The 14,918-nt window shown below is 45.7% G+C and carries 11 protein-coding genes and 2 pseudogenes; 9 read left to right on the forward strand and 4 right to left on the reverse strand.

Features of this window, described 5'->3' with window-relative positions; all coding sequences use genetic code 11:
* The first annotated feature begins 3 nt into the window (after positions 1–3).
* From C400_RS0123090 to C400_RS0123110, 5 genes are all read left to right on the forward strand, one after another.
* Positions 4–1,146, forward strand: coding sequence for a glycoside hydrolase family 88 protein (locus tag C400_RS0123090; protein WP_017428384.1), 1,143 nt, complete (start codon positions 4–6; stop codon positions 1,144–1,146).
* A 384-nt stretch (positions 1,147–1,530) separates the two neighbouring features.
* Complete coding sequence (locus C400_RS0123095) at positions 1,531–2,049, forward strand: RDD family protein (protein WP_016821127.1); 519 nt, start codon at positions 1,531–1,533, stop codon at positions 2,047–2,049.
* A gap of 100 nt (positions 2,050–2,149) precedes the next feature.
* Positions 2,150–3,154, forward strand: a complete 1,005-nt coding sequence (locus tag C400_RS0123100; RefSeq protein ID WP_016821128.1) for an ABC transporter substrate-binding protein — start codon at positions 2,150–2,152, stop codon at positions 3,152–3,154.
* Between the two features lie 223 nt (positions 3,155–3,377).
* A complete protein-coding gene (locus C400_RS0123105) occupies positions 3,378–5,345 on the forward strand; it encodes an ATP-dependent DNA helicase (protein WP_016821129.1) in 1,968 nt (655 codons plus the stop codon).
* Positions 5,339–5,638, forward strand: coding sequence for a DUF6509 family protein (locus tag C400_RS0123110; RefSeq protein WP_016821130.1), 300 nt, complete (start codon positions 5,339–5,341; stop codon positions 5,636–5,638). Before C400_RS0123105 ends, C400_RS0123110 begins: the two co-directional genes overlap by 7 nt.
* Positions 5,639–5,755: 117 nt before the next feature.
* Here the strand turns inward: C400_RS0123110 and C400_RS0123115 are convergent, their stop codons facing one another.
* Entirely contained in the window at positions 5,756–6,118 is a 363-nt protein-coding gene (locus tag C400_RS0123115) for a hypothetical protein (RefSeq protein WP_016821131.1), read from the reverse strand.
* Between the two features lie 253 nt (positions 6,119–6,371).
* On the opposite strand from C400_RS0123115, the gene C400_RS0123120 reads away from it, so the two are divergent.
* The 3 genes from C400_RS0123120 to C400_RS0123130 all read left to right on the forward strand — a co-directional run bounded on the left by C400_RS0123120 (position 6,372) and on the right by C400_RS0123130 (position 11,377).
* On the forward strand, positions 6,372–7,295 hold the full coding sequence (locus C400_RS0123120; protein ID WP_016821132.1) for a PLP-dependent cysteine synthase family protein: 924 nt from the start codon (positions 6,372–6,374) through the stop codon (positions 7,293–7,295).
* A 1-nt stretch (position 7,296) separates the two neighbouring features.
* Positions 7,297–8,427, forward strand: coding sequence for a bifunctional cystathionine gamma-lyase/homocysteine desulfhydrase (locus tag C400_RS0123125; RefSeq protein ID WP_017428386.1), 1,131 nt, complete (start codon positions 7,297–7,299; stop codon positions 8,425–8,427).
* Positions 8,428–8,620: 193 nt separating this feature from the next.
* Positions 8,621–11,377 (forward strand): PHB depolymerase family esterase, encoded by a 2,757-nt coding sequence (locus tag C400_RS0123130; RefSeq protein WP_017428387.1) that lies wholly within the window; start codon positions 8,621–8,623, stop codon positions 11,375–11,377.
* Between the two features lie 102 nt (positions 11,378–11,479).
* On the opposite strand, the pseudogene C400_RS28765 reads toward C400_RS0123130, so the two are convergent.
* Both C400_RS28765 and C400_RS28770 read right to left on the reverse strand, forming a co-directional pair.
* Positions 11,480–12,040, reverse strand: a pseudogene (locus C400_RS28765) (IS3 family transposase); the annotation flags it as partial.
* Positions 12,036–12,296 carry a helix-turn-helix domain-containing protein gene (locus C400_RS28770; RefSeq protein WP_414477679.1) on the reverse strand — a complete coding sequence of 87 codons (261 nt, stop codon included), beginning with the start codon at positions 12,294–12,296 and terminating at the stop codon, positions 12,036–12,038. The pseudogene C400_RS28765 and the gene C400_RS28770, both read right to left, overlap by 5 nt.
* Before the next feature lie 399 nt (positions 12,297–12,695).
* Here C400_RS28770 and C400_RS0123145 point away from each other — a divergent pair, with 399 nt between their 5' ends.
* Positions 12,696–13,922: a serine hydrolase domain-containing protein gene (locus tag C400_RS0123145; RefSeq protein WP_017428389.1), complete on the forward strand. Its 1,227-nt coding sequence runs from the start codon at positions 12,696–12,698 to the stop codon at positions 13,920–13,922.
* Between the two features lie 182 nt (positions 13,923–14,104).
* Here C400_RS0123145 and C400_RS28775 read toward each other — a convergent pair.
* A pseudogene (locus C400_RS28775) lies at positions 14,105–14,702 on the reverse strand (response regulator); the annotation flags it as partial.
* Positions 14,703–14,918 lie beyond the last annotated feature (216 nt).

The raw sequence follows: 14,918 nt of genomic DNA on the forward strand, positions 1-14,918 counted from the left end.
AGAATGATAAAATCAGAAGCGTGGCTGGAGCAATCGTGGGAGCTGGCATTGGATAAAACGCTTGCCTTGGCGGCAAGACTGGGGGACGCCTTTCCACATGTTGCAGAGGGTGGACGTTATGATAATCGTGAGGAAGCGTGGTGGACAGCAGGCTTTTATCCGGGACTGCTATGGCTGGCCCATCGGGCACGTCCTGATTGGGAGTCTGCCAAAATTGCACAACGGTGTGAGGCACGGTTGGAAAAAATACTCTATAATAGCGAAGCTGTAGACCATGATCTCGGTTTTATTTGGCTGCTCAGCGGTGTTGCCGCCCATCGGTTGACTGGAGATTCAGAGTCCAGAAGACGGGGGTTATTGGCTGCTAATTTGCTAGCTGCCCGTTTTAACGTAAATGGCCGCTTTATTCGCGCGTGGAACTTCCACTCGAAGGATATGGATACAAGGGGTGTTGCGATTATAGACAGTATGATGAATTTACCCTTGCTCTATTGGGCCTCGGAGGAAAGTGGAGATCCACGCTTTGCGGCTCTCGCTGTCCAGCATGCAGATACCGTGGCACGTGAGTTCGTTCGTTCGGACGGCTCCATTGCGCATGTGGTTGAGTTCGATCCGGAGATTGGAAAAAAGGTCGCTGAGCATGGCGGACAGGGATTTGCTCCCGGTTCCGCCTGGGCACGTGGCACGTCTTGGGCTTTGTACGGTTTTACGCTTTCGTATGGATACACACTCGATTCGCGTTATTTAAAGGTGGCCGAGAACACGGCTGACTTTTTCCTGTCCCAGTTGGGCGATGCTTGCCTGCCTGTATGGGACTTTAGAGCAGAAGAAGGACACCGCGAAGCATGGGATTCGTCAGCTGCGGCCATTGCAGCTAGCGGTTTGCTGGAACTAGCAAAATATTCGGCACGTGCAGAGCAATTTACAAAAGCTGCAGAATCCATCCTTCAGGGTTTGCATCACACGTGTACGGCATGGGGCGAAGAACATGAGGGATTGCTGATGAACGGAACCGTACATTATCCTGAGCAAAAACACATCAATGTGCCCATCATCTACGGCGATTATTTCTTTGTCGAAGCATTGGCAAAGCTGCGTGGTGAGGAAGGTTTGTTTAGTGTGGAGGGCAAAAAATATAGTAAGTAAGATGGTCAGGAACAAGCTCATTCGAGCTGAGTTGTTGCTTGTCAAATCGATATAATAACTAGGCAGCGTATGTGTAAACTCATTTACACATACGCTGTTTTTTTATGCGTGAAAAGGCTGATTTTAATTCGATGCCAAAGTACTACGTGTAGGTAGATAAGAGACTGTAGCAGCGCTTATTTCGTGCCTAATCAGAGTAAAATCACGGTATATAAGCTCTTAAATCCTATAAAAATGTCCACTTTAATGCATGGAAATAGGTCTTTTCACTTGTTTATGAGTGTTTATTCGTAAATTGACAATTCAGGGAGGTGGCCGTATGATATCTCCTTGGGCAAAGGAATAAAATGGATTTTAACGAATGCAAAGGAGTTATACATCATTATGACAGTAACAAGTGATAGTGTAAGAAAGATTTACGGAGGATTTTGGATAAGAACGGCAGCGTTTATGATTGATCTAATCATCCTTACTGCCATAATCCTTTCAATAGGGGGAGCAATTTACATCATCCCAGATATTTTGGGTATAAAGGAGACGGTGTTCATACAAATGCTGCTTTTGTGGTGGCCGCTAATCTTTTGGCTCATGGTGCCATGGCTGTACTGTGTATTATGGGAGTCGTCGAAGGTAAGAGCAACACCAGGTAAGCTCGTGTTCTCTTTAGTTGTTGTAGATAAGGAAGGAAAGCGTCTTGGATTCTTACATGCCTCAGGGCGTTATTGGATTAAAGCCATTTCTTTTGTGATTTTACGTCTTATTTACATTGTGGTCGCTTTTACTGCGAAAAAACAGGGAGTCCACGATCTTTGTGCCAGCACCTTAGTTGTAAATAAAAAAGAGTTGCAGCGACATGAGCAGCAATCGTCCCTGCCTCCAGTAGCTTCTAATAGAATGAATTAAGGAAATCGCCGTTGCAGATGATGGGACTATTATGTAATATAAAGTGAATGATAATGATTATCATTTTCTATGAAACTACATAACTTGGAGGATACATCATATGCAACATATAAAAATATCGCCTCGATTCCCCGTGCTGACGAGTGTAATGCTTATTATAGCCATTGTACTTTCAGCTTGTAGCTCACAAGAAAATGGTGCCCAAACTTCCCTTACGGCAGGACAGGCTACAAACAGCACGGAGCAAAAGGAAACGGCATCTACAACGCCGACCACCCGGGAATATACAGACTTTCAAAAACGTAAAGTCACGATTCCGGTAAATCCGCAGAAAATTGTTTATGTAGGCAGTGATCCAGGGGATTTGCTTGCCTTGGGTGTACGTCCAGCAGGTGCGAGTCTGAGTGTCATTCAGTCACAAATAGTGTACGCAGACCTTACCAAGGATATTATCGATATAGGCTACCCGGTGAATCTGGAAAAGCTGACGATGCTGAAACCAGACCTTATTCTTTTTGATAATTGGGATGTAAAGACGATTGATACGTTAGCTAAAATTGCACCTACCGTGGTTCTTAATTCCGAATTGGCAACTTTTGAACGTATGCAGGAGCTAGGTAAACTTCTTGGAAAAACTAAAGAGGCAGATCGGTTTAAAACCTTATATGACGAGAAGGCCAAACAAATAAAGGCCAAGCTGGATGTTGACATTAAGCCGGGAGAGACAGCAACAGTGCTGTTAGTTATGGGGGATAACCTGTATGTTATGGGACATCAGGGTATATCCGTGTCGTTGTATGATATGCTCGGCTTTATACCAGCTTCCAAGGTACAGACAGACTTGATTGATAAAAAAGAGCGCTTTGCTACCATTTCTAACGAGGTACTTCCTTCATTTATCGGGGATGAACTCTTTATTCTGTCGGATCAGAGTGAAGAAACAATTGCAACGACCAGAAACCTGATGAATAGTGAAGTGTGGAAAACGATTCCTGCCGTTCAGAATAAACGGGTTTATACGCTTGACAGCTCGTGGAATTTTGATGATGCCATTACGAGAGAACGATTGCTGGAACAAATTCCAGATTTGATGAAGCAAAAGTAAATAAGGAACCAGCCAGTGCCTGAAAGCATTTGCTGGTTCCTTTGTTTTTTCATTATGGCAGTGTTACGTCCTCACAAACAAACCCCTCGATGTCCTATCTTTTATAGAATTTCATGAAAAATAAAAAACGTAAGTTATTCTTACAGTTTACATGTTCTTTTTAGCTTGTTTTGCGTTATAATGAAAGGATGCACATTATGAACGAATTGGAGGCACAGCCCGATTGACTACTTACCCTTTTGCCTTTGATCCGTCCAAGCCGTTTATTGAGCAGGCAAGTGACTGGATTGCAGATGTATTTTACGAAGTTTTGCCTGAAGTCGGCTTTGAGGTTCGGGATGAACAAATTTATATGGCATTCCAGCTGGAACGTGCCTATAAGGAAAAAAAGACCATTTTTGCAGAAGCAGGTGTAGGCACTGGCAAAACGCTGGTATACCTGCTGTACGCTATTGCATATGCCAGATACATGAGAAAACCCGCGATTATTGCCTGTGCGGATGAATCATTGATTGAACAACTGGTGAAGCCAGAAGGAGATATCGCCAAGCTGGCACGGCACTTAAGCTTGACGATTGATGCTCGATTGGGGAAGTCACCGGATCAATATATTTGCCTGAACAAGCTGGATGAGGGGCGAAGCGGACTGGATGAGGACGCAGATGTTTTCCGCGATATTTATCAGGGTCTGCCTGATTTTGTTCATTTTCCAGATACGTTACAGTCCTTCACTCCATACGGGAACCGGAAAGAGTATCCCGAGCTAACAGATGGACAGTGGAGCAGACTGGGATGGGATGTATTTCAAGACTGTCTCGTTTGTCATCAGCGCCATCGTTGCGGACAGACGTTGTCTCGTGATCATTACCGCAAAGCGGCAGATCTAGTCATCTGCTCTCACGACTTTTACATGGAGCATGTATGGACCTACGAAGCGAGAAAGCGCGAGGGTCAGCTGCCGTTGCTGCCAGAGCACAGCTCTGTTGTTTTTGATGAAGGGCATTTGCTGGAGACAGCAGCACAAAATGCGCTTACTTACAAGCTTAAGCACACTCAATTTGAGTCTATTATTACCCGACTGCTAGAGGGGGAAGTGCGGGAATCTCTGGCTATGACGATCGAAGATGCAATCTCCCAAAGCGAGGCATTGTTCGCCGCGCTCAATAAGAACAGTCAGCCAGTACAGGGGTCTAATCGCAAGGAGTTTATCCTGAATGAATCGTTGATTCGGGAGGTGAACCGTTTTGGTGAACTGATCGGCACGATCGAGGAAGAGCTTGTGTTTGAAAGCGGGTTATTCTCTCTGGATGAGTATCAAGTCAAAATTGTAGAAGAACATTTGGATATGATTCAAACTGCTTTGGCTTTGTTTAAGCGTCCTGAACTTCTCATCTCGTGGGTGACGGAGGACCAGGATGGATTAACGCTTGTGGTTATGCCGAAGATGGTAAAAGAGATTCTCAAAGAACGAGTATTTGCGCAGCATATTCCAATCGTATTCTCTTCGGCTACACTTTCCGTGGAGGGTTCATTTGACTATATGGCGCAGAGTCTGGGTATTGAAAACCCGTTAACGTTTTCCGTCGCTTCACCTTATGACTACAGTGATCAGATGCAAGCGGCATTGTACCCGCTGCAAGCGGGACATAATCCAATCCAGAGAGCGCTGACGCTACTGAAGAAATCGCAGGGAAGAGCGCTTATCCTGTTTCCTTCTCAGGAGGAACTGACTGCCTTCCAAAGGGGACTCGCTGCTTACCCAGAGGCATCTGCCTATCGTTTTCTGTATGAAGGTTCGGCTGAAATCAGCCATCTGATCTCCGCTTTTCAGAATGATGAGGAGAGTGTGTTGTGCGCTGTTACATTATGGGAAGGATTGGATATCCCTGGACCATCCCTGTCACATGTTATCATCTGGTCGCTGCCATTTCCTCCGAACGATCCGGTTTTTACGGCTTTGCGCAAGGATGCAGCAGATCCGTTCAATGAGATAGATATGCCTCACATGGCACTTAGGCTCCGACAGGGCATAGGGCGTTTAATCCGCTCGCGTAATGATCAGGGCTGGATCTCGATCATGGGTCACGATTTGAATCGTCCAGAAGTACGCACACAAGTTGAACAACTACTGCCTGCGGGCGTAGAATGCACCGTAATTGAAGGAAAACCGGAGGGAATAAAAACATGTTGAATTTTACAGCATATACAGTAGATCAAATTAAAGATGCTTTTGGTATTTTGAGTGGACAGCGTTATGAATTTATCATTGAGATAGAGGTAGAGGAAGACGACGAGCTATACACTGAAAACGGATTATATATCCGTGCTCTTTATTTAGTAGACGAAGGAAAGACAGGACTGCTGAAGTATGAATTGTTTGAAAAAGCAACGGATCGTTACATCGAGCTTGAACTTGAAGAGGATGAGCTGCAAGCAGTTGAAAACTTCTGTAAAGAACATGTACAGGATGGAGCAGTAAATTAACAGTAAGGGCACATAGCTAGCACAGCTATATATTGCAACCTATAATGAGGACATCAAGGAGCCTTGGCAATGACCAGGCTCCTTTTTTCTATGACCAGTGAAATGAACCTATGTGCTCTAACGCAGTCTGTTCCACATATTCACCATAAACAGCATAATACCCGCCGCCAGTAACACCCATCCTATGACGATCCACACTCCAGCCTCTACAATCGCGTAATTTTTACCTATAATCGCCAATATCAACACTGGCAGACTGATGTTATGTATCCAAAAATGGATACGTGCCAAAATCGTAACTGAAAGTGCAGGAAAGGCCACATAGATTAGACCTATGATCCCAAGAGTCGTCCAACCCAGTAAATGGATATGAGACTGAATAGGGGACAGGCTATAATCACCCGACACGCCAATGATTGCACTGAGCAGCGCACCGAGGGCAAAATATACGGCAGCTATCTTTAAGCATTGCTTACCCATAGATAGCATCCTCCTATGTTAGAAAAGGGAATTTTGAGAGATTATTCTCCATCATATCGAGGCAGGATATCAAGGGTGTGGGTGTTGTGACTGGTCCATTTGACAAAAGCTTCAAATACACATAAAATCTTATTGCATCAATACTTACCGCATTACTATGTTTTTGGAGAAGACAGCGAAATTCTCCGACAATGGGCGCTAATTTTTGACCGTTGGTTTATTTTGGATTCGCCATTAAAAGGAGCTTGAAATTATGAATGTATATCGCAATACCCTTGAACTCATCGGGCGCACGCCATTAGTGGAGCTGAATAGCTATTCTCTACCCAGAGGAATTCGCCTGTTCGCCAAGCTGGAGTTTATGAATCCCGGCGGCAGCGTGAAGGACCGGGTGGGAAAGGCTCTAATTGAAAAAGCATTAAAGACAGGCCAGTTGAAGCCGGGCGGGACTTTAATAGAAGCAACAGCAGGCAATGCAGGTATTGGTCTTGCGATGGCCGCGCTTCATTATGATATCTCGGTTATTTTTGCTGTGCCAGAGAAGTTCAGCCAGGAGAAGCAGGACCTGATGAAGGCATTGGGAGCACGGATCGTTCATACCCCGACAAGTGAGGGGATGAAGGGAGCCATTGAAAAGACAAAGCAATTGGCTGCTGAAATCAAAGACGCATACTTGCCACAGCAATTTAGCAATCCTGATAATCCAGAGGCTTATTATACGACAATGGGACCTGAAATTTGGAACGATCTGGACGGTAAAGTGGACGTATTTGTGGCAGGAGCAGGCTCGGGGGGCACATTTATGGGAACCTCGCGTTATCTTAAGGAGCAGAATGCAGCCATTAAAACGGTCATCGTAGAGCCTGAAGGGTCCATTCTGAATGGTGGCGAGTCAGGCCCTCATAAAACAGAAGGGATCGGCATGGAATTAATCCCTGAGTTTGTGGACAAAGGCTTTTTTAATGCCATTCATACCATTAGCGATGTGGACGCATTCAACCGCGTCAAGGAACTGGCGGAACGTGAGGGTATTCTCGTCGGCAGTTCCTCCGGTTCAGCCCTGCACGCTGCTTTACTGGAAGCAGAGAGCGCACCGGATGGTGCACATATTGTCACCATTTTCCCAGATAGCAGTGAACGTTATCTGAGCAAAAAAATATATGAAGGCGGGATTTAAAATGAGACGCAAAACAAAACTGATTCACGGTGGACTCCCTACCGATCCTCATACTGGTGCGGTTAACGTTCCTATTTATCAGGTAAGTACTTATGAGCAAGAGGAAATCGGCGTTCATAAAGGATACGAATATTCGCGTACAGGCAACCCGACCCGGTTTGCACTGGAAGAGCTGATCAAGGAACTGGAGGAAGGCAAACGTGGTTTTGCTTTCGGTTCCGGTATGGCAGCGATTCATGCAGTATTTTCCTTGTTTAAAGCAGGGGATCATATTTTGCTGACCGATGATGTATACGGGGGCACTTATCGTATTGTAAGCAAGGTGCTTAGTCGGATCGGGATTGAGTCCACATTTGTGGATACAACTGATCTGGAGGCTATTTCCCAAGCAATCCGTCCCAATACGAAGGCATTGTATGTCGAAACACCAACCAACCCGCTGTTGAAAGTTACTGATATTCGCGCAGTTTCAGAGCTGGTGAAAAAGCATGAGCTTTTATTGATTGTGGACAATACATTTGCTACCCCTTACTGGCAGACGCCAATTACACTCGGGGCTGATATCGTCGTTCACTCGGCAACCAAATATTTGGGTGGACACAGCGATGTTGTAGCCGGTTTGGCTGTAGTCAACAGTGAAGAGCTGGGCGAGCAGCTTCATTTTCTGCAAAACGCCATTGGCGGTATTCTCGGCCCGCAGGATTCCTGGTTATTGATCCGCGGTATCAAAACCTTGGGTCTGCGAATGGAAGCAATCGAGAAAAATGCAAAGGAAATTGCAGCCTTTTTGGAAAAGCATCCGAAGGTTAGTAAGGTGTACTACCCTGGGTTGGAAAGCCATGCACAGCACGAGCTGTCCAAAACTCAAGCTGAAGGCTTTGGCGGCATCATTTCGTTTGATGTAGGTAGCGATGCCACCGCGGTTGCCCTCCTGAAAAAAGTGCAGTATTTTACACTGGCTGAGAGCCTGGGAGCGGTTGAAAGTCTGATTAGCGTTCCGGCACGTATGACGCATGCCTCCATTCCCGCAGAACGTCGCGCAGAGCTAGGTATTACCGAGGGCTTGGTACGGATTTCGGTTGGGATTGAAGATCTGGAGGATTTGATCGAAGACTTGCAATCTGCATTGTAAGAAAATAAGCATAATGATCCAGAGAGGTGGCAGAAGCTGCCTCTTTTTTTGTTGTGAGAATAGCTTCTTTTTGGAAAGCACAAAGGAGTACATAGAGGTGACAACGAATAGTTTTATATAGTTCATTTGAAGGTTAAACCGAATATAACGCGGCTACGTCTCTGAGGAAACAAAAACCTGGAGGGGGAATGTTATGAGGTTCACACATCTGGAAAAGGCAACTACTGTGCTGTTGGATCATCCGGTACGTCTGGCGTCTGCTTATGCAGTCGGTCCAGTCGAGCTTCCGGAAAATTGTGGTGTGGGCAGGGAATGGTCTAGTCATTTTACGCATGAGGAATGGAATTTGGAAAAGGCTTGTAGTGAAGATGGAATTGAGCTTTCAGCAGGGGGAAGGGCAGCATGCCGATTATTGACCGAGCTTGATCCCCGGACCTCTGAACTGAATCTAGGTGTTTTTCCGCCTTTGGCTGAACAAGAAAGACTTTTGCTGGTTTCAAATCTACGTTGTATGACAGCACAGGAAGTGATTTTCAGACCGTTTGAAGGAACTGGACAAATTTGGATAGATGGAACATTGGTATATGCAGAATCTGGTCCCTTTCGCTTATATCTGGAGGAAGGTGACCACACGGTCGTTATCATTGCTGCGTTTATTCCTGATGAGGCTCGTTCTATTCGTATCAGTGGAAATCAGGTATGCGATGAACCAGATGTGATAGAACTGCATCGTGAATTCGTAGAGCGTAATATACGTAATCATATGGCTTGGTTAGAAGTTGAGCAAAGTGCTGGCAGGGAAGGAGAAAACAGCCCGATCCTATTTTACTTGTTGCGTAAGGATCGGGTACTTCTTCCCTCAGATCAAACGTTATGGGTCGAGGTAACGAATGATGAGGGTATGAAGCTGGATCGGTTTACAGCCCATTGGGAGCAGGAGCAAAGCTACGCCTGGGATGAGGAGAAGGCCAGGAAGACGGGAATGCTGCACTTCACCGTTACATATCGGGATCATGAGGCCGTAGAGCATCATTTTGTGTATTCGGTACTTGTGCGGCCTTTGTCAGTCGTCGTGGAGTGCTTACAGGAAGAGTATGACCATTACATGCAAGCCTGTGCTAAAGATGAACTTCCTTCTGCGCAGAAAATACAAATAGAGGGCCTGCTTGAGGAATTAAAACGATTAACGGATTTGCCGGAAGATCCTTTTGAAATCTGGGATTCCCGGGTTGTGCGTGAATATATCAAGCTATTAAAACAAATTTTTATGCATGGACATACCGAACAGTCACAGCACCCATCGCTGCTCCAGAAAGAACATATTTTTTTGACGGCTGACGGCATTGGCGAAGGTTTTTTTGTCTCCCGTTTGGACAATAGTTTACAACGGTATACAATCCAGCTTCCCAGCAACTACACGGCTGAGCGACGGTATCCTCTGATCGTTCTAATGCCTGGCAAGCGATATGAGCTGGGGCTACCAGATTTTCAGAATAGAGGTTTTGGGCAGGGCTGGGAAGACGAAGCTATATTTGTTACTTTTTCGTGTCGTGGCGTTACGCTGGGCAGTTATATTGGAGAAGCAGCTTTTTTGGAGGGACTAGATGTCATACTGCAAGCGTACCGAGTGGACGAAGAACGTATCTATCTGACGGGTTACTCGAATGGCGCATATGCTGCCTGGGCGATGGCACAGGCTTATCCTTCTCGGTTTGCAGCTATTGCAGTAATCTCAGGGGCGCCACATCCCAATCATCTGAAAAATTTGATCAATATGCCAATATTAGATGTATGTGGTGACCAGGATTATTTATTTGCCCAAGCATACACAGCTCCTGTAACAGAGCTTTCATCGAACCATTTTAAAGGTGTGATAGAGCGACAGTCTAATCATTGGGATACGCATGAGTTAAGACTTTTGGACGGCATACTGGGTTGGCTTATGCAATGGAAAAGAGATGTTGTGCCTCAGCGTATTGCCTATCGGACGGAACGGGGCAGACATAATCGGGCTTACTGGCTGGAACTGACGCGCATGGATGAAAACGAGGAATATGCGGAGTTGTATGGCGAAATGAGCTCCACTGGTGAATTGGATATTGAGGCTGTTCACGCAGAAGAATTTGTGATTCATCTCTCGCAAGAGGACATGTCCTTGGAACTCGCTCAGGTTCGTATTGGAGCCCGCATTTTCATGTTGGATTTACGAGAATACAGCCGCTTTCGCTTTGTTAAAACACACTCGCACAAACGCCCCTCACCCGAATACCGTTTGATTGCTGAACGGGAGGGAGAGAGCAGTGAAGACTCCACCAAAAATGCGGATGCAGCTAAGAGTATTGCGGGTTTGCAAAGCGTGGGAAGAAATGGTGCTAGTCATGGTATGGGTGTACTTGACGTTTATATGGATCGACTTCACATTGTCCTTCCATCCAGCTATGCTACACCGGAGGAGGAGCAGGCGGTGAGACGGACGGCGAACGCCTTGGCTAGCCCACGAACAGCGACTTGGAATCCGTATATCGGTGTTCATTATCCGGTGGTGTCTTCTAATGATATTTCAGAGAAAGAGCTAGCTGAAAGCAACGTGATTTGTATCACTTCGGACTTGTCCAGACATGAGTTGCTTCAGAAGTATCAAGCGCATCTTCAAATTGCATGTACCGAGGACGGGTATACATGGGGTGACGATTTTACGACAGGCGAGTACTGTTTGTCATATATTCAGCCTAGCCCATGGTCAGCAACCCAGCAGATGCTTGTTGTAGCGACCAATTCACCCCGTCTGCTGGGTAAAAACCTTTTTATGCGCAGACTGATTATGCCCGGATATTTTAATGGTCTACACCCGTATTTGAATAAAGAGATTATTGTGTATGATAGCAAGGGAGTACGAGCATTTAACTTTACTTCCATTAGGCATGCGCAGCATAAGCTACAAGGCCAATGAAAGATTCAAGTGTGTTATCATAATCCATATTAAAAAAAACGTCTTGATGCACCTTGGGACTGACCCCTGTTTGTGAGACAGGGATCAAAACACCTTTCAAGTTTAGGCAGCCAGTCGTCGGAAATCTACGGGCGACTGGTTATTTAGTTTCGTTTGAATCCGAATTGAGTTATAAAGGGTGATGTGGTCTCGAACGGTCTATACAACGATTCCAGTCGTTGTATAGATGAGATCTTCAAGGTAGAACGTTTCAGACTTTAAGGTGGAATGAAACGATTCGATGGGGGCATGATCAGCGGGCGTTCCTTTACGGAACATGCTCATGGTCATGCCTTTTCTCATTACTGCTGCTTGATAAGCGGTGTGACGGATATACGCTTCCCTGGTCGTTATGAAGCAGCATTTTTGTCAGTTTTGGAAGTTGATTCAGCGTATTCAAATAGGTGATGTCCGTGACGAGCTTTTGCAGGGGCGCTTCGGCATGGAATTGCCGCTTTAGTAGATTTTCTGCTGGATGAGCGGGCTGCCCAGTGACCTTTCGTTTCTTCATCCTCACGCGGCACTGTAGTCCATCACGCTGCATCATCCGCTGAACCCGTTTGTGATTCATTTTTTGCTCTGCCCGAAGGAGTGCGGTTTTCCGGTACCATACCGAAATTTATGACGGAGCAAAGCTCACTGATTTTCTCCGCCACAGCTTCTGTGCGCTCTGTCTCCACTGCTGCTTCCAGCGGTAGTAGGTCGCTCTTGCGATCCCGAGCCATGTACAAGCCTCAGACACTGTCACTTCGTCTCGAATGGATTCAATCCAGGCAACGACGACTTCTGGTTCCACCTTTCCACTTCCTTGTACTTTTTTAGCAGGTCCAATTACTGCTTCAGACGATGCACTTCCCCTTTTCGATACCGCCTCATCCATGTTTTTTTCTGTGTCTTATTCCGTATTCCCAACTGCTTCATAACCTCTCTTACTGGAACTCCTGCCAATCTCATTTCTTTTTTTCATTATCGAGAACACGAATTACGCACACCTTCTTATATTTTTTGCAAATGAATTTTCGAATGATTCAGACCTATCATGCAATATAACTTCTCAATCCGCCAAGCGAAAGAGGGTGGGCTAACAGCGGTTAGAACGTAGCTTAGCAAGCACGTCATATAAGACAGTTTACAGTTTGTCATGCGGTATATGTGACAGGTCCAAGTACGATGTCATCAAAAGCTTGGCGGTTTTATCACTGTTCGATTTAACAATATTGGAGATAAGGTGAGGGGGTAAAGCAGAACAACATTCTAAAATAATAGGGGCGATTGCGTTATGAAATCATTCACCATTCGAAAAGGAGTGGCACTTACTTTGGTAGCTATATTGGCGGGTACACTGGCTAATGGAACTGTCCACGCAGAGGGTCAGACGGCAACTTATCAAGCTATCGATAAAGCTGCCAACACCGACAATATTTTATCGTCGGAGTTCGCAAAAGAACCCAAAAAAGAACTCAACGAGAAAGAAAAGAAAAGAAAGCATCGGGAAGAAGTCAAACGCGTCATGGATCAAGTAGTTACCAACAAAAGAGTTCCAAGTGTCGTGGCAGGCGGGCTACAGGATGGGGAACGCTGGTCCTACGCTACGGGTACAGCCAGTTTCGAAGTACCACGCCCGGTGGAGCCGGATTTTTCATTCCGTATTGGAAGCATCACGAAGACATTCACTGCTACCGTTGTATTGCAGTTGGCTCAGGAGAAAAAGTTGAACCTGGATGATTCGGTCGAAAAATGGCTGCCAGGGGTCATAAAGGGTAATGGGTATGACGGCAACAAAATTACGATTCGTCAGTTATTGAACCATACAAGCGGGCTCGCGAGCTATACTGATCTTGATTTTCGAGATATTACCTTGCCTCAAAATCCATTCCGTTACTATTCGTCCGACGAGCTTATCAGCATGGGACTAGCGAAGCCGCTTGTATATGCGCCGGGGAAGGGCTGGAACTATTCGAACATGAATACTATACTAGCCGGTCAAATTATTCAGAAGGTAACAGGAGATACGTATGCGGAGCAGATCAGGAAACGGTTGATCGAACCGCTCGGCATGACAGGGACATTTGTAATGGAAAATAGTCACAATATTCCAGGTAAGCATGCCACAGGATATAATATGGACAGATCGGGTCATTTGTATGATCTAACCGAAATGAGTCAATCATGGGCAAATGCAGCCGGAGATATAGTCTCAACAACCAAAGATTTGACCACCTTCTTTAGTTCGCTGTTGGGCGGAAAGCTTCTAAATCAAGAGATAATGGACCAGATGTTCACGACAGTAGATTCACCTATAGGTAAAGTCGGACTAGGGATTTATGAAATAAAAACAGCTGACGGGCAATCATACTGGGGGCATGCCGGCGGTACTTTCGGATTTGAATCGAGAGCCTTCGGATCTTTAGGCGGGCAGCATATTTTGGTAACGTGCATCAACTCGGTAGCCCAGGAAGTGGAGCTGGCTCACAATAAAATAATCGATAAGGAGTTTGGCCGTTAAGTTAAAGCCGACATCGTGCCCTTTATTTGAGGGCGGATGTCGGTTTCTGCTATAGTTAACTCCCGCCAACAGATTCTTTACCGCCGAGTCAGAGAAGTCGAAGAGCAAGGGAGTCAGGAAGCACAAGAAGTAAAAACTGAATGTGACCCCTATATCGTGAGTACCATCGGGAAATTCATCAGCTACACGATATTCTTCATTCGCACCATTTCTATTGCTTCTTCGCGGTTGTTGACGCCGAGTTTCGAGTAGAGAATCGAGCAGTAATTGCGGATCGTTCCCTCCGATAAAAATATCTTGATGGCGATCGATTTGTAGCGCAGTCCGCTCGACAGATGCTCCAGAATCTCCATCTCGCGTTTTGTAAGCCCGTACAGGTAGTTTCCCTGACTTGAACCGATTTTCTCCAACTGCTCACGTTGACACTTCATCTCTTCGAAAACTCGCGTAGCGACTGATTGGTCGATCCAGGTTCCTCCATTATAAATAAGTTTCAAGGCTTCCTTCATCTCCCGCGAATGAATCGACTTCAGCATGTAGCCTTCTTCCCCGCGTTCCAATGCAGTCGCTGCCTGCAACGAATCCTTAAATGTTGTCATGAATAAACCTTCATATTAGGCCAGCGTTGTTTCATCTCAAGTAAAGCTTCAATCCCATCCATTCCCTGCATACGAATATCCATTGCACGATATCTGGTTGGGAGGGATCACAATGTTCTAATGCTTCGCGCCCGTCCCCGGCTGTATCAACGACGTTAAAATCAGCATGTTGATCCAAAATTTAACTCAATCTGTCGGTATAGATCAGCTAGCGATAAACTCATACGGGAGACGAGCAGCAATCCAACCGTTCAATATCGGAATACGATTCCGCTAAGGATACCTGTCCACACATAAGTTCTTCTACTGCTCGTCAAGCCGATAGCTATCACGAGTAAAACAAAAGACCAAAGCAATCCCGGGGCTGCGTAGGCTAAATAAAAATAAAAAAGCCCAT

The sequence above is a fragment of the Paenibacillus sp. ICGEB2008 genome, from assembly GCF_000307675.1.
Lineage (GTDB): Bacteria > Bacillota > Bacilli > Paenibacillales > Paenibacillaceae > Paenibacillus > Paenibacillus polymyxa.